At 48.5% G+C, this 15,916-nt stretch carries 15 protein-coding genes and 1 riboswitch; of the genes, 3 read left to right on the top strand and 12 right to left on the bottom strand.

All coding sequences use genetic code 11. From position 1 onward, the window contains the following. The first annotated feature begins 75 nt into the window (after positions 1-75). Both KNQ18_RS14725 and KNQ18_RS14720 read left to right on the top strand, forming a co-directional pair. On the top strand, positions 76-615 hold the full coding sequence (locus KNQ18_RS14725) for a gamma carbonic anhydrase family protein (protein ID WP_050678069.1): 540 nt from the start codon (positions 76-78) through the stop codon (positions 613-615). Between the two features lie 111 nt (positions 616-726). Beyond that, positions 727-912 (top strand): hypothetical protein, encoded by a 186-nt coding sequence (locus KNQ18_RS14720; protein WP_215085275.1) that lies wholly within the window; start codon positions 727-729, stop codon positions 910-912. A 145-nt stretch (positions 913-1,057) separates the two neighbouring features. Here the strand turns inward: KNQ18_RS14720 and KNQ18_RS14715 are convergent, their stop codons facing one another. After that, entirely contained in the window at positions 1,058-2,641 is a 1,584-nt protein-coding gene (locus tag KNQ18_RS14715) for an ABC transporter permease/substrate-binding protein (RefSeq protein WP_029340779.1), read from the bottom strand. Next, positions 2,638-3,765, bottom strand: coding sequence for an ABC transporter ATP-binding protein (locus tag KNQ18_RS14710; RefSeq protein ID WP_029340778.1), 1,128 nt, complete (start codon positions 3,763-3,765; stop codon positions 2,638-2,640). The genes KNQ18_RS14715 and KNQ18_RS14710 overlap by 4 nt, the downstream gene beginning before the upstream one ends. Before the next feature lie 192 nt (positions 3,766-3,957). Here KNQ18_RS14710 and KNQ18_RS14705 point away from each other — a divergent pair, with 192 nt between their 5' ends. Then, positions 3,958-4,953, top strand: coding sequence for a LysM peptidoglycan-binding domain-containing protein (locus KNQ18_RS14705; RefSeq protein ID WP_214806222.1), 996 nt, complete (start codon positions 3,958-3,960; stop codon positions 4,951-4,953). Positions 4,954-5,077: 124 nt separating this feature from the next. On the opposite strand, the gene lysA is transcribed toward KNQ18_RS14705, so the two are convergent. The 10 genes from lysA to KNQ18_RS14655 all read right to left on the bottom strand — a co-directional run bounded on the left by lysA (position 5,078) and on the right by KNQ18_RS14655 (position 15,896). Then, positions 5,078-6,394 carry a diaminopimelate decarboxylase gene (gene lysA / locus KNQ18_RS14700; protein WP_149426811.1) on the bottom strand — a complete coding sequence of 439 codons (1,317 nt, stop codon included), beginning with the start codon at positions 6,392-6,394 and terminating at the stop codon, positions 5,078-5,080. Positions 6,395-6,407: 13 nt separating this feature from the next. After that, positions 6,408-7,466 (bottom strand): alanine racemase, encoded by a 1,059-nt coding sequence (gene alr, locus KNQ18_RS14695; RefSeq protein ID WP_055966600.1) that lies wholly within the window; start codon positions 7,464-7,466, stop codon positions 6,408-6,410. Beyond that, on the bottom strand, positions 7,463-8,395 hold the full coding sequence (locus tag KNQ18_RS14690; protein WP_023467124.1) for a branched-chain amino acid transaminase: 933 nt from the start codon (positions 8,393-8,395) through the stop codon (positions 7,463-7,465). The genes alr and KNQ18_RS14690 overlap by 4 nt, the downstream gene beginning before the upstream one ends. 25 nt (positions 8,396-8,420) lie before the next feature. Then, positions 8,421-9,128, bottom strand: coding sequence for a 2,3,4,5-tetrahydropyridine-2,6-dicarboxylate N-acetyltransferase (dapD, locus tag KNQ18_RS14685; RefSeq protein ID WP_029340774.1), 708 nt, complete (start codon positions 9,126-9,128; stop codon positions 8,421-8,423). Then, the gene (dapB, locus tag KNQ18_RS14680; protein ID WP_023467121.1) at positions 9,115-9,861 is read right to left on the bottom strand and encodes a 4-hydroxy-tetrahydrodipicolinate reductase; all 747 of its coding nucleotides are present in this window, start codon (positions 9,859-9,861) and stop codon (positions 9,115-9,117) included. The genes dapD and dapB overlap by 14 nt, the downstream gene beginning before the upstream one ends. Continuing rightward, positions 9,858-10,739, bottom strand: coding sequence for a 4-hydroxy-tetrahydrodipicolinate synthase (gene dapA, locus KNQ18_RS14675; RefSeq protein WP_023467119.1), 882 nt, complete (start codon positions 10,737-10,739; stop codon positions 9,858-9,860). Before dapA ends, dapB begins: the two co-directional genes overlap by 4 nt. 17 nt (positions 10,740-10,756) lie before the next feature. Beyond that, positions 10,757-11,749, bottom strand: a complete 993-nt coding sequence (locus KNQ18_RS14670) for an aspartate-semialdehyde dehydrogenase (RefSeq protein WP_214772465.1) — start codon at positions 11,747-11,749, stop codon at positions 10,757-10,759. 13 nt (positions 11,750-11,762) lie between these two features. Continuing rightward, positions 11,763-12,962: an aspartate kinase gene (locus KNQ18_RS14665; RefSeq protein ID WP_047395005.1), complete on the bottom strand. Its 1,200-nt coding sequence runs from the start codon at positions 12,960-12,962 to the stop codon at positions 11,763-11,765. A gap of 113 nt (positions 12,963-13,075) precedes the next feature. Further along, positions 13,076-13,253: riboswitch (Lysine riboswitch) on the bottom strand. A gap of 70 nt (positions 13,254-13,323) precedes the next feature. Beyond that, positions 13,324-14,694, bottom strand: coding sequence for an argininosuccinate lyase (gene argH, locus KNQ18_RS14660; protein ID WP_047395002.1), 1,371 nt, complete (start codon positions 14,692-14,694; stop codon positions 13,324-13,326). Then, positions 14,691-15,896, bottom strand: a complete 1,206-nt coding sequence (locus KNQ18_RS14655) for an argininosuccinate synthase (protein ID WP_050678063.1) — start codon at positions 15,894-15,896, stop codon at positions 14,691-14,693. Before KNQ18_RS14655 ends, argH begins: the two co-directional genes overlap by 4 nt. Positions 15,897-15,916 lie beyond the last annotated feature (20 nt).

The raw sequence follows: 15,916 nt of genomic DNA, 5'->3' as shown, positions 1-15,916 counted from the left end.
GGAAGCTGTTGCAATTTATTTTTTGTAACGTCAAGATGAAAGAGTATCGATTTAATGTCTGAGGGGGAAAAACGCATGAAATATCGTGTCGGTTCACTTGTTCCAAACATCGATCCATCCGTTTATTTAGCAGACGGATCTAAAGTCATCGGAGAGGTCACGATCGGAAAAGACTCATCTGTCTGGTTCAATACGGTCATACGCGGAGATGAAGGTCCGATTCACATCGGGGAACGCGTCAACATCCAAGATGGTTCGATGATTCATCAGTATGAAGGATATCCGACCATCATTGAAGATGAAGTGACGATTGGTCATATGGCGATGATTCACGGCGGAATCATTCGAAAAGGAGCGTTAATCGGAATGTCGGCGACGATCCTCGATGAAGCCGAAATCGGAGAAGGAGCATTCGTTGCTGCGGGGAGCCTTGTTCCGCCAAAAATGAAGGTACCTGCCGGCGCGATGGTCATGGGTGTTCCTGCAAAAATCGTCCGGGATATCAGTGACCATGATCGATTCATCATGGAACGAACAGTCCGAAAATACGTGAAACGAGGTCAGCAGTATGCTGACAGTTGTGAAGCTATTACAGAGGATATGACAAGTTTGTGAGAACGTTTACAAAGTTCACAGGTTCTTAATACCTCCCCTCTTCCGTCTTTACAATTCTTTCGTACACTAGAGGTGTAAGAGATGAATCAAGACACAGAGAGGGGATTTTACATGATTCCAGTATACGAAGAACGCATCATGTCTGATTTGTTTTCATCTACGAATAACCCAAGTTACGGTTTGCCGACGTTACCCGAATCAGAAACAGATTGGTTGACAGTCGAGATTCAAGCACGTATCGTTAAAGATGCCGAGCACCGCTTTGGAACATTAAACCGAGAGGAAGAACGTGTATGATTCAGCAACGCACTGTTCGCGCTTGGCTCGCTAGTCGCATCAAAAAATAATTTAATCACTTGATTACGTATTTTCCAAAACGATATAGCGCGTCAGCGCGCATACCAAAAGAGCCGAAGCGGATTCCCGCCTCGGCTCTATCTGTTTATTTTGAAATTAATCCTTCTTCGATCAAGAAATCACGCGCGACTTTTTCAGGACGCTGTTTCTCGACATCTGCTTTGTAATTCAATTCTTGCATCTTCTCATCCGTAATCTTATCTTTTAACGTGTTGAGGACTTTCTTCAGCTCCGGATGTTCTTCAAGTGTTTCTTGACGAACAAGCGGTACCGCATAGTATGGTGGGAAGAACTTTTTATCGTCTTCTAGCACTGTTAAATCGAATTTTTGTAACAAACCATCTGTTGAGAAGCTATCGATGACGTTCGTTCGACCATTCGTCAATGCTGTATAACGGAGTCCTCCATCGACTGGTTGTACATCTTGGAATTTCATGTCCGGATACTTTTTCTTCAGACCAAGATAACCATCTTCCCGGTTCGCGAATTCGATTGTTGATCCGAGAATCAAACGATCACTGACTTTTGACATGTCTGATACCGTCTTCAAGTCATATTTTTCGATATCTTCTTTCGTCATGGCGAGGGCGTACGTATTGTTGAAACCGATTGGGTCCAGGACGTCGACCTGACTTTTCTCAGGAATCATCTTCCCGACTTTTGCATAGACTGTTTCTGGATCCGTCTCGACGTCTTGCTTGAGCACGTCGATCAACAAAGTACCTGTGTACTCGACATACGCGTCGATTTCCCCTTTTTCAAGCGCCCCGTAAGCGACTTTCGTCCCCCCGAGGTTCAATTGACGTTCGACTTCTAAATCCGTTTTATCTTCGATTAAATCCGCTAACATATTTCCGAGAATCAATTGTTCCGTAAAGTTCTTCGATCCGATGACGATCTTATCTTCCTTGAGGAAAGAGTAAGCGACCGTTCCACCGATTAATAAGAAGACGATACTTGCAATCGCGATCTTACGTCCAGCTGGCATCGCCTTACGACGCTTCCGTGCCTTATTCTTGATCCGACCATCTGCAAGTGGAATCCCATTTGGCGCCACGGAGTATTCAATCCGACTGACGACGAAGTCGATGACGAGTGCTAAAATACCGGCTGGAATTGCTCCGGCAAGAATCTGGTTATTATCAACTGTTTGAATACCTGAGAAGACGAGGTAACCAAGACCACCGGCACCGATGAATGCTGAGATCGTCATTAAACCAACAGCTGTAACGGCTGAAATTCGAATCCCTGCCATCATGATCGGCAAGGCAAGTGGAATCTGAACCTTACTGAGGATTTGCCGATCCGTTAAACCAATTCCTTTAGCTGCTTCGAGCGTGTCCCCTGGAATGCTCGACAGACCCGTGTACGTATTTTTAACGATTGGCAAGAGTGAATAAAGCACGACCATGATGATCGCTGGTGTCGATCCGATACCAATGAACGGAATCAAGAAACCAAGTAAGGCAAGACTCGGAACGGCTTGCACGACACTCGTCAGCGCAAGGACAGGTTTCGCGAACTTTTGGTAACGGGTGATCAGAATTCCGATCGGAATCCCGAGAACGACCGCGATGACGACGGCAAAGACCGTCAGCTGTAAGTGCTCTAGCAATAAATCACCGATCTGATCGGTATTATTTTTTACATAATCAAAGAATCCGTTCATTGGACTTCCTCCTCATGAATGAATTGCTCACTCAAGACGGAAAGTAAGCTACTACGTGTAATCAACCCTCTGAGTTTTCCTGTTGCATCCGTTACTGGTAGATAACCAGTCTCTTCCTGATTCATGACTTCAAGAACATCGAGTAATGAATCGTGTTCATTGACGGCGATGATTTCGCCCTCCATCACTTCTTCGATCCGTTGGCTCTTATCCGGAATCGTCTGGATGTTCTTCAACTTAATCAGCCCTTGTAAGACGCGGTCACGATCGGTGATCAACAGGCTGTCGACTTTGCGTCCACGCATGATTTCAATTCCCTGCAACAACGTCCGTTTGCCACTGATTGAAACTGGGTCCTCGATCATGATATCTTCTGCCTTGATGAATTCTGGACTACTCCAGATTTTATTTTTTCCGATGAACGATTCGACATATTCATCTTTTGGATGACGCAAGATTTCTTCTGGAGTATCGAACTGGACGATTTCCCCATCACGCATGATACATATCCGATCCGCTAACTTGATCGCTTCATCCATATCATGGGTGACGAAAACGATCGTCTTTTTCACTTCTTCCTGCAAGTTAAAAAGTTCTTCCTGTAGATCGTTACGGGTAACGGGATCGAGTGCACTGAACGGCTCATCCATCAAAATGACATCAGGATCATTCATTAAAGCTCGTGCGAAACCAACACGCTGTTGCTGCCCACCACTGAGTTCGCTTGGATAACGATCGATGAATTGCTTTGGATCAAGCCCGACCATCGTCAACAGTTGTTCTGTCCGTTGATCCATCTCATCGTGGTTCTTCCCCTCAAGCCCAGCAATCAATTGAATGTTTTCCCGGACCGTCATGTGAGGGAACAAGCCGGTTTGCTGAATGACATATCCCATATGACGTCTTAATTCGATCGTATCCGTCTTCATGATGTCCTTCCCGTTGACCAAAATCGTGCCTGAAGAAGGTTCGATCAGTCGATTGATCATCTTAAGTGACGTCGTTTTCCCACAGCCACTTGGTCCGATGAAAACAACGAGTTCACCCTTTTGAATCTCGAGCGATAAGCCTTTCAAGACGACATTGTCCTTAAACTGCTTACCGACGTTTTTGAATTCGATCATTCCTTCTCACTCCTTTTTACTATTTCCATATATTATGGTTTCCCAAAAAGATTACGGTTTAAACAAATTTTCTGTAATTTAGTTTTATTTCTTTGCAAAACGGGAATTTCTTAGTTCTTTTTTTAAAATAAAGGGAATACCTTAATAAAGAGTACTTGTAAAGCATATTTTTGATGAAGGAGGTACTAGACGATGAACATCAAGAAACCTACCATCATGATGATCGGATTACTTCTCCTTAGTCCACTTTCGATTCCTTCACAGGTTAATGCGGCGAGCTCTACGTTTGTGACGAAAGGAACGACGACACAAAAAGTCGTCGCATTGACGTTTGATGACGGTTCAGATGGGACGAACATTGCAAAAATCTTAAGTATCTTGAAAAGTAACCAAGTGAAAGCGACTTTCTTTTTGACAGGCAGTGGTGCAAACAATCATCCTCAATCGATCAAGAACATCACAACCGCCTCTCCTACACACCAAATCGGCAATCACTCGTATTCGCATCCGGATTTTACGACCTTAACAGCAAGCCAGATGACGAGTGAATTATCCCGAACAGAATCTCTCATCCGGTCCTTGACCGGAAAAACGACGAAACCAATTTTCCGAGCGCCGTTCGGTGCAAGTAATAGTAACGTATTGAGTGCCGTTGGGGCGGCAGGTTATACGAAAACGATTCAATGGAATATTGATACGACGGATTGGAAAGGCATCTCTTCAACAGCCATCTTGGATCGTGTATTACCAAAAGTCGTTCCCGGATCGATTATTCTGATGCATACCGGTGCTGGTGCGAAAGGAACACCGACCGCCTTGCCGACGATGATTTCAAAACTAAAAGCAAAAGGCTATTCGTTCGTCACGATTTCAGAACTGTTACGGTCACCGACTTCAACCGGTACGACGTATACCGTCAAAGCTGGCGATACACTCTATTCCATCGCCCGCAAATACAACGTCTCGGTCTCTGCCCTCGCGAGTGCGAATAACATCACGAACTGGAATCTGTTGAACGTCGGTCAAGTCTTGAAAATTCCAACAACGACTTATACGGTTAAAGCCGGTGATACACTTTACTCGATTGCGACACGATATGGTGTCACCGTCACAGCATTGATGCAGGCAAACAACATTACGAATCCGAACCTATTGCTCATTGGACAAGTCTTAAAAATTCCAAACTGAATCTGCTGATCACAACAAAAAAAACGATCCCTCTCTATTCAAGAGAAGAATCGCTTTAGATCGCATGCATGAAATCGGCGCGATAGCGTCGGTTTTTTTGTCCTTTCGTTTGACCCCGCACCTCTTACGACTCTGATCGGACACCGTTGATCCCAAGATCACACTGAATCAAATCCGCATACGTTTGTCGACGGACGACTTCACGGGATTCCCCGTCCCGAACGAAAACGAGTGCCGGACGTAAGAACTGGTTATAATTGCTTGCCATCGAGAAGTTATACGCTCCTGTCCCAAAGACAGCAAGTGTATCGCCACCGTTCGGTGTGACCAACTGTGCTTTTTCAGCGACGAGATCCCCTGATTCACAAGCTGCTCCGACGACCGTCACTTCAGTCGTTTCACCACTCATCCGGTTTGCGATGACGGTTTCATACACGGCACCGTAAAGTGCTGGGCGAATGTTATCCGTCATTCCGCCATCGACTGAAAGATATGTTCTGACGCCTTCAATTTCTTTGATGGCCCCGACCGTATACAGTGTCGTTCCTGCATTCGCAACGACCCAGCGCCCTGGCTCGATCCCGATTCGTGGACGTTCGATGCCGAGTCGCTCCGTTTCCGTCTCGATCACGTCCATGACGCGTGCGATCGTCGCTTCAAAATCAAGCGGCTGATCGTCCTGTGTATAGGCAATACCGAAGCCACCGCCAACATTGACTTCGCTGACTGTGAAGCCATGGTGCGCACGAATCGTTTCGACAAAGCCCATCATCGTCCGAGCTGTCTGTTCGAACAGTGACGGATCTTGGATTTGCGAACCAACATGACAATGGATGCCAAGTAACGACAGATGTTCCGATGCTAAAATTGCCTCGATCGCGTCCAAGTAATCTGACGCATGTGTTGAGAAACCGAATTTCGTATCGACGCCACCTGTCTGGATTTTCGCATGCGCTCCCCCGATGACTTGTGGCACGATCCGGATCAGGACATGGACCGTTTGACCAGCTTGCGCTGCGATGGCTTCCAGTTGTGCAATTTCGGCAAAGTGATCGATGACGATCCGTCCGACACCTTGCTCAACGGCATATTGAAGATCAGCCGTCGATTTATTCGAACCATGGAAGTAGATCCGTTCTGCCGGAACCCCGGATTGACGGGCGATGAAGAGTTCCCCGCCTGTGACGACATCGATTCCAAGACCATGACGAACGACTTGTTCATATACGGCACTGACAGTCAGAGCTTTAGAAGCAAAGGAAGCATACGTGTTCGGATACTTATCAAGGAAGTGTTCCCGGACGGTCGCTAATCGATCCGTCAGCTCCCGCTCTGCCATCACGTACAATGGTGTTCCGTACTGTGCTGCAAGATCGGTCGCTGCGACACCATCGATGTGCAACGTGTTGTTTTCTTCTGTCAGGTATTGACTTCCATACATAATAAGTTCCTCCTTATAGATACTGATGCGTCAAACGCCACGACCGGGCGCACATCTGCTCTGAATTGTTCGCTGCTCCTGTCCGGGTGATATCGTCAATTTCAACGCCATCCCCGTATAGCACGACCTCGTCTCCGACCTCAATCGTCCCATCGACAGCGACGAACGTATGACTCATGAATAATTTATTGATGACCGGATAAGGTTTTTCTTTAATATGAACAGGCAACGCGGCACGCCCACGGACTACACCGTCTCCATATCCGACGGGTAAGATAGCAATCCGCATCGGTTCTGTACTCGTAAAGTTCGTCCCGTATCCCACATGCTCACCCGGTCCAATTTCGCGAATTTCAACGACCTCCGTCGTCATCCGTAGCGAAGGAACGAGCCAGTCCATCTTTTCAATCGGTGAATAGCCGAATAAGAAGATGCCAGGGCGGACATAGTTACAAAATGCGAGACGCGGATCGTGTTTGACGATCGTCGCACTGTTTTCCGAGTGCATATACGTAAACGTATGGCGCTTTCGTAACACATCGGCAATGGCGACGAAACGTTCGACTTGTCCATCGTGATCCGCATCCGGTTCATCGGCAAGTGGAAAGTGTGTATATAAACCTGTTAAATCAAGCGAATCTGCTTGCGCAAGCGCAAGGACAGCTTCCGCCTCTTGAAGCGAACTGACACCAAAACGATTCATCCCGACGTTGATCTTCAAATGTAACTCGATTCCCTGCAGCTGTTTACTGTTTAGGGCGAGCCATTCTAGCGATGAGACACCGAGTGCGATTCCGAAACGTCGTGCTGTTTCAAAATCCTCCGTCGGATTCATCACCAGTACATAACTGTCTGGAAAATTCGTTTTGATTTCAATGGCTTCATACAACTCAGCGACAGCAAAGTGATGCACATCAGATGCCATCAGCGTCTCGACCATCTCGAGCATACCTAAGTTATACGCATTGTTCTTGACCACGGCAAAAATACGTTTACGTGACCGAGCGAAGACCGATGCGACATTCTGTCGCACCGCCTTCCGATCGATCGTGACGAGTGTACGCGTCGTCATTCTGCGACAGCAGGTGTCACGTACGTCAACCAATCCGCGTATTGCGGTAATTGACCTGTGACGGCTTGACGATAAAGATCGAGCAACTCATCTGCGACGTTCCGTGTTCCGCCGTTGATCGAGATATGATCGATTTCACCGACACTCGTGATTTCAGCAGCTGTTCCTGTTAAGAAGATCTCATCTGCGACATACAGCTCATCGCGTCCGATATGACGTTCGACGACAGGATAGCCTTGATCTTGTGCCAAACGGATAATGACTTGGCGTGTGATACCGTCGAGTACTGAACAATCAAGTGACGGTGTATGAATCGTTCCGTTTTTAAGAAGGAAGAGGTTCGCAACACTCGCTTCACTGACGTTTCCGTTCATGTCGAGCGCGATTGCTTCATCAAATCCATCACGGATCGCTTCACCTTTTAAGAGTTGTGAGTTCATATAGTTCGCAGCCGCTTTCGCTTGCATCGGCATCATCGTTGATGAGACGCGGCGGTATGATGCGACTTTGGCACGGATGCCAGCACCTTTATCGAAGTATTCCCCAAGCTCCCAGCAAGAGATGCCGACATGAACCGTCGTATCTTTCGCCATCAATGCTTGCCATGGCGTACCGAGGAACACGAATGGACGGATATAACACGATTCAAATCCGTTTTTCGCAACTAAATCGATCGTTGCTTGAACAAGTTCGTCGACAGTATACGGAATCGTGACGTGGTAGTACGCACAACTGCGGAAGAGACGCTCGATATGTTCCTTCAATTGGAAAATCGCCGGTCCGTCCGGTGTCGCGTATGCACGAATTCCTTCAAAGAATCCACTACCGTAGTGAATCGCATGTGACATGACGCTCGTGTTCGCATCTTTCGGATCATGAAAGACTCCATCTAACCAAATTGCTTCTCCATACTGTGTATCCACTGCCATGTGTTTTCCTCCTCTTCGACGTCAATCAGAGTGAACGTAAATCATCCACCAATTGCGTCTTCTCTTCTGTTTTCGCATCTTTCTGTTTGATGACACGTGCAGGTGTTCCAGCAACGACGCTTCCAGCAGGTACGTCTTCTGTGACGACACTACCAGCAGCGACGACGGCATCTTTGCCGACTTTGACGCCTTCAAGAATGACTGCATTTGCACCAATCAAGACACCGTCTTCAATGATGACAGGTGTTTTTGAAGGTGGTTCGAGGACACCCGCGACCACGGCACCTGCGCCGACATGAACGTTTTTCCCGATCGTCCCACGTGCACCGACGACAGCGTTCATATCAATCATTGTACCATCTCCGATTGATGCACCGATATTGATGATCGCACCCATCATGACGACTGCGTTGTCACCGATGACGACATGATCACGAATCCATGAACCTGGTTCGATGCGCGCATTCAAGTGACGTGTATCAAGCATTGGTACCGCACTGTTGCGACGGTCATACTCCACGTGAACATCCGTGATGCGATCTGAATACTTTTCTAAGAAAGTAGCCGCAAGTCCTGCATCCGCGAAGAAAATCTTTGATTCATCTGATCCGAATGCTGTAGCGCCTTCGATCGTCAAGCCCGCCAAATCGCCGTTGACGTAAAGTTTTACCGGTGTTTGTTTTTTAGCATCTTTAATGAATTTAGCAATTTCGTAAGCATCAGTGAGTAACATGTGAATCCTCCTGTGTGTAGAGCGTCTCTAATGTATAGAGTCCCGCTGTTTTTTGAATGAGTGCCTCAGCTGCTTTGATCGCACCAGAAGCAAATACTTTTTTCGATAGCGCTGTATGTTTGATTTCAATCAATTCGTCGACACCTGCGAATAAGACTTCGTGTTCTCCGAAGATCGTTCCACCGCGCATCGCGTGCATCCCGATCTCGTTCGTCTCCCGCTTTTGCCGCGTCTGTGACCGGTCATATACCGGTGTGACGTCACGTGCCGTCTGAATCGTTTGCAATAACAACTCAGCCGTTCCGCTTGGCGCATCGACTTTTTGGTTATGATGTTTCTCGAGCAATTCGATGTCATACGCTCCTGCTAGTGGCACAAGTGTCTTCAGCAGTTGCTGCACCATCGCGATACCGTACGACATGTTGTACGACTGGAAGATCGGAATTTCTTTTGCGGCGTCCTTAATCGATGCCAGTTCCGCCTCAGAAAAACCAGTCGTTGCGATAACGAGTGGTGTTTTTGTCGCCAGCCCGTATGCGAGCAGATCAGGTAGCAAACTCGGATGCGAGAAGTCGATGATCGCATCGACCGTTTCTGACATCTCTGTTAGCTCGGCATATGAAGCGATCGTATCGGATGACTTCGTCCGGTCAACGATCGCCACGACACTTTGTGGTGCGAGTTCGACGACGTATTGTCCTGTCGCCCCATAACCGTGTAACGCGAGTTTCATCGAACCACTCCTTTGTAAGCCCGCATCGTTTCGAGTAAGTGGGCATGTCCCGCTTCCGATTGACGGACGAGCGGCAAGCGCGGCGCACCGACAGCAAAGCCAAGTTCTTCAAGCGATGCTTTGACTGGAATCGGATTAACGTCACTGAACAAGGCACCGATGACCGGTAACAAGTCTGCCTGAATCCGGCGAGCTGTGACGAGATCTTGTGCGAGTAACGCCTCAGCAAGTGCTTGTGTCTCTGCTGGGTACGGGTTCGAAAGAACTGAGATGACGCCTTGTGCCCCCCATGCCATGTACGGCAGGATTTGATCATCATTTCCACAGAAGACCGCGAAATCTTCCGGAATCGCCGCCATCAGTTCACCCATGAAGCTGACGTCTCCACTCGCCTCCTTAAACGCTTGGATTCGTGGATGACGTGCTAACGTCACTGCTGTTTCGACTGCGATCGCAACGCCTGTCCGCGATGGAACGTTGTACAGCATGATTGGTAATTCGGTTGCATCAGCGACCGCCGTGAAATGTGCGACGAGACCCGCTTGCGATGTTTTATTGTAATACGGTGTGACGAGCATCGCTGCGTCCGCACCGAGGCGCTCTGCGAGTAACGTCTTCTCGATTGTTGCTGCCGTGTTGTTCGAACCCGTTCCGGCAATGACTGGTACTCGTCCTGCCGTGATTTGAACGGCAGTCGTCAGTAGTTGTTCGAATTCCGTGTTCGTCAGTGTCGATCCTTCTCCTGTCGTTCCTCCGACGACAAGCGCCTGAATTCCTGCTGCGAGTTGTTGCTCGATCAAGCGTTCGAATACGTGTAGATCCAACTCGCCTGCTTCATTAAATGGTGTGACGAGCGCTGTACCTGCTCCTTTGAACATGAAGAACTCCTCCTTTTTTATGAATGAATCGACTGTTCGATTGCTTGGCGTGCGACTTGTACGGCATTTGAGGCGGCACCTTTTCGAATGTTGTCGGCTACACACCAGAGATGGAACGTGTTCGCGAGACTATCATCTTGTCGAATCCGACCGACGTAGACGTCGTCCGTACCACTTGCATCGAGTGGCATCGGATAACGCGTATTCGCGACATCATCGATGAGGACGACGCCCGGTGCGCCTTCAAGTGCTTCACGGATCGCTGCAACCGTCGTCGGCTGCGTAAACGTGACGTTGATCGCAACCGAGTGAGAATTCGTGACTGGAACACGCACACATGTCGCACTGACTGGTAGTGCTGGAAGATTGAAGATTTTCCGTGTTTCGTCAATCATCTTCTGCTCTTCTTTCGTATAGCCGTTCTCAAGGAACACATCGATATGTGGCAAGATGTTATCGTGAATCGGATGCGGATAATTGACGGGCTCTTCTCCGCGTGCTCCACGTGCCAGATCCTCGATTCCTTTTTGACCAGAACCGGATACGGCCTGATACGTCGTATAGTTGACACGCTCGAATCCCAGTGACTGGAGCGGTGCTAAGGCGACGACGGATTGAATCGTCGAACAGTTCGGATTTGCGATCAAGCGGTCCGTCACTTGAATCGCTTGTGGATTGACTTCTGGCACGACAAGCGGAATCGTCTCCTGCATCCGGAAAGCACTTGAATTATCAACGACGAGTGTTCCGTTTTCAGCTAGTAACGGGGCATATTGTTCACTGATCGTTCCGCCCGCCGCGAACAACGCGACGTCAATCTCGTCTTCCGTGATACTTGGTGTCAGTGCTTGGATCGTAATGGCTTCTTCCTTGAACTGTACCGTGTTCCCTGCTGAACGAGCAGAAGCGTAAGCGGACAGGCGGCTGACCGGGAAGTCCAGTTCGGCTAGTACTTGTAACATTTTTTGACCGACGGCGCCGGTTGCTCCAATGACTGCTACATGATACATCCTGTTTTCCTCCTTATAACTCGAACGCGTTTGCAATCGCTGCAACCGTCCGTTCAATATCTGCTTGTGCAATCGTGTATGAGATGCTGATTTCTGAAGTCGTAACTTGATAGAACGGAATGTTCTCCGCTCGGAAGATTGCGAACAACTTCGAAGCGACACCTGTTGCATCCCGCATCCCGATGCCGACGACAGATAACTTCGCGTGCTGATTATGGCGATCGACCTTGACTGTCGTGAAGCGATCCATGATGTCTTTCAATGCTTCATCGAGGAACTCTTCCTCATCGAGTGGACATGAGAACGATAAGAAGATGTCACTGTCGAACGTCGTTTGACTGATCATGTCGATGTTGACGTGGCGATTGGATAACAGTTCGAAGATATCGGCTACTGCTGCATTCGTTTGCGGTACGTGTTTGATTGATACCGTCAAGACGTTCTTCGTTACACTGACACTCGTCACCGCTTTTTGTTCCATTGTTTCCGTCGCTTCCATGATCCATGTTCCCCTTTTCGATTCAAGTGTTTTCCCGACGAAGATGTGTACGCCGTATTTTTTTCCTAGTTCGACACTTCGCATTTCCATGACCTTCGACCCGAGGGCGCTCATTTCCATCATCTCATCATACGAGATATGTGGAATCGGTTGAGCGGCGGCGTGGATTCGTGGATCAGCTGTATAGACACCGTCGACATCGGTATAGATTTCGCACCGTTTATCAAGGACTGCCGCAAGGGCAACTGCCGTTGTATCCGACCCACCCCGTCCAAGCGTCGTGACATCACCGAGTTCGTTGACACCTTGGAATCCGGCGACGATGACGACATCGTACGTTTCGAGTTTTTGTCGTAACAGATCTCCATCGATCTGTTTGATCTTACTTTTCGTATGCACGCCCATCGTGCTGATTCCTGCTTGAGCGCCTGTTTGCGATAACGCTTTGACACCGAGCGAGTTGAGGGCGATGCTGAGTAATGAAATCGTCTGTTCTTCTCCGATGGCAAGCAGTCGATCGAGTTCTCTTCGCTCGGGGCGATCCGTGATGGCTTGCGCCTGAGCGATCAAAGAATCTGTCATCTTGCCCATCGCCGAAACGACGACGACGAGTTTTTCACCTTCGGCTGCGCGACTCTTCAAATAATTCGCAATAGACTGAATCTGTTCGACAGTCGCAACCGAGCTTCCACCAAATTTAAGTACAGTTGTCACAATCCTATCTCCTTTGTCCCGATACAGAAAAAAAACGACGGGCCGGTAGGAGCGTTCCTACGGCCCGTCGTTATCACGATCGGACAAACGAAGACAAAGTCATTCGTTCTTTTACGTAAGATAGCGCTCCGAAACATCGGTTTCGGCAGTACAACGGATCTTAACCGTTGTACCAGCAAACAAGAAGAAGCATCTTCTCGTTCACTTCGGCGGACTTCCCCTTTCACATCATTCGGCATGCTTGCCTTCAAGAATGATGCTACTCATGTCATCCGCGCCTCTATCTGTCGGTTGTTAGTTACAGTTATAGCAGACATCTTTTGTTAAATCCAGTCATTTGACTGTTTTTTTTCAAAATTCGTCAATTCGCAAGATGCTGTTTCGCGAGTTCGAGTTGCTCCGACACGGCAGCAAACCCTGTCCCGCCGTAGCTAGTCCGGCGTGCTACTGCTTGAACCGGATCGAGGAGCGGATAGACGTCTTCTGTGATATCAGGATGGAACGTTTGATACGTCTCGAGGTTCAAATCCTTCAGGAAACAACCGTTCTGCACACAGTAAAGGACGGCTTTGCCGACGATTTCATGCGCTTCCCGGAACGGTATGCCTTTCGTTACAAGGTAGTCAGCGAGTTCCGTTGCATTCGAGAAGTCTTGCATTGTCGCCTTCTTGAGCGCTTCGGTCTTAAACGTCGCAGATTCAATCATTCCGGTGAAGATTTGAACGGATTGGAGAACGGTATCTGCTGTATCGAAGACCCCTTCCTTATCCTCTTGCATGTCTTTGTTGTAAGCGAGTGGTAATGCCTTCATCGTCGTCAAGAAGCCCATCAGATTGCCGTAGACGCGCCCCGTTTTCCCACGAATCAATTCAGCGAAATCAGGATTTTTCTTCTGTGGCATCATGCTCGACCCTGTCGAGAAAGCATCAGACAACTCGATGAAGCCAAATTCTTGCGATGCCCAGATGATGATTTCTTCACAAAAACGCGAGAGATGCATCATGACGGTCGAGGCGATCCCGAGGTATTCGATGACGAAATCGCGGTCGGAGACAGCGTCGAGACTGTTCGGATAGATTGACTCAAAACCGAGCAACTCGGCAGAACGGAAACGATCGATTGGGAATGTCGTCCCCGCGAGCGCGCCTGCCCCGAGCGGTGATTTCCGGATCCGCTTTTGATTATCCGTCAACCGTTCGACATCACGTTCGAACATCCAGAAATAAGCGAGCAAGTGATGCGCAAGCGAGATCGGTTGTGCCCGTTGCAAATGCGTATAACCTGGCATGACCGTCTCGATATGTTGCTCAGCTTGTTCCGTGATAACCGATTGGAGCTCGCGTAATGCCGTCGTCAACGCTTCAACATGTTGTTCCATCCATAGATGTAAATCCGTTGCGACCTGGTCATTTCGGCTCCGTGCCGTATGCAGTTTTCCTGCAACCGGACCAATCTGTTCCGTCAATAGACGCTCGAGATTCATGTGAATGTCTTCATCTGCTAGCGTATACACATGATCCGCTAACGTCGTTTCCAGTTGCTTCAGTCCTTGCTCGATTTGTGTCCACTCGTCTTGAGCGAGGATCCCTTGTTCAAATAGCATCTGCGCGTGTGCGAGACTGCCTTTTAAATCGACGCTCGCTAATTTTTGATCGAACGTGATCGATGCTCCGAAGGCTTCCGCTTGAGCGGAAGCACTTTCCGTAAAACGTCCACCCCAGAGTTTGGTCATTTCGTTACACCCGCCTGACGATGTACGCTCGCATGAGTCGAAACGGCAAGTCCGTGTAATTTGATGAAGCCTTTTGCTGCTTCATGATCGAACGCGTCTTCTTTCGTATACGTCGCAAGTTTCTCATCGTAGAGTGAGACAGCGGACTGACGACCTGTCACGGTTGCGTTTCCTTTGAACAGTTTAACGCGAACTTCTCCTGTGACGTCCTGTTGTGTCGCCGTCAGGAATGCTTTCAAGCCTTTTGTCAATGGTGCATGGAAGAGACCGTTATAGATCGTTTCTGCGTATTGTTTGCTGAGTAGTGGTTTGAAATGCGCGACGTCCTTCGTCAATGTAATCGTCTCGAGTGCAGCGTGAGCTTTGAGTAAAACCGTTGCTCCTGGGCACTCATAGACTTCCCGCGATTTGATACCGACGAGACGGTTCTCGACGTGGTCGATCCGTCCGACCCCATGTGCACCAGCGATGATGTTCAGTTCCGTGATCAGTTTCGCCAGTGGATATGTCGTTCCGTTGATCGAGACCGGAACACCTGCTTCAAAGCCAATGATGACTTCTTCTGCCTGATCCGGTGCGTCTTCTGGCGCTACTGTTAACGCGTAAGCGTCTTGTGGTGGCTCTGTCCAAGGGTTTTCTAGGACGCCACACTCGTTACTCCGTCCCCAGAGGTTCATGTCGATTGAGTATGGGCTGTCGAGGTTGATCGGGATCGGCACGTTGTTTTCTTTCGCATAGGCGATCTCTTCTTCCCGTGACCATTTCCATTCCCGAACCGGTGCGATGACTTCGAGTGATGGATCAAGTGCTGCGACCGAAACTTCGAACCGGACTTGGTCGTTCCCTTTTCCGGTACATCCGTGAGCAACCGCTGTTGCACCATGTTGATGCGCGACTTCGACGAGCTTTTCTGCGATCAACGGACGCGAAAGCGCTGAAATCAACGGATAGGCATTTTCGTAATGCGCGCCATATTGAAGTGCCGGTAATACGAAGTCTTGTGCGAATTCTTCTTTTACATCGAGGACGATCGATTCGATCGCACCGACGAGGAGTGCTTTTTCTTTAATGACGGATAAATCTTTTCCTTCTCCGACATCCATGCATAAGGCAATGACGTCATAGTCCTTGCTCAACCATTTAATGGCTACCGATGTATCAAGTCCCCCAGAGTACGCTAAGATCAATTTTTGTTTCGACATGTATAATTCCCTCCTGGTTT

It is taken from the genome of Exiguobacterium sp. s78 (assembly GCF_018618985.1).
Classification (GTDB): Bacteria; Bacillota; Bacilli; order Exiguobacteriales; family Exiguobacteriaceae; genus Exiguobacterium_A; species Exiguobacterium_A abrahamii.
Note: the sequence above shows the minus strand (reverse complement) of the source record. Positions and strands in the feature narration are given on the sequence as shown.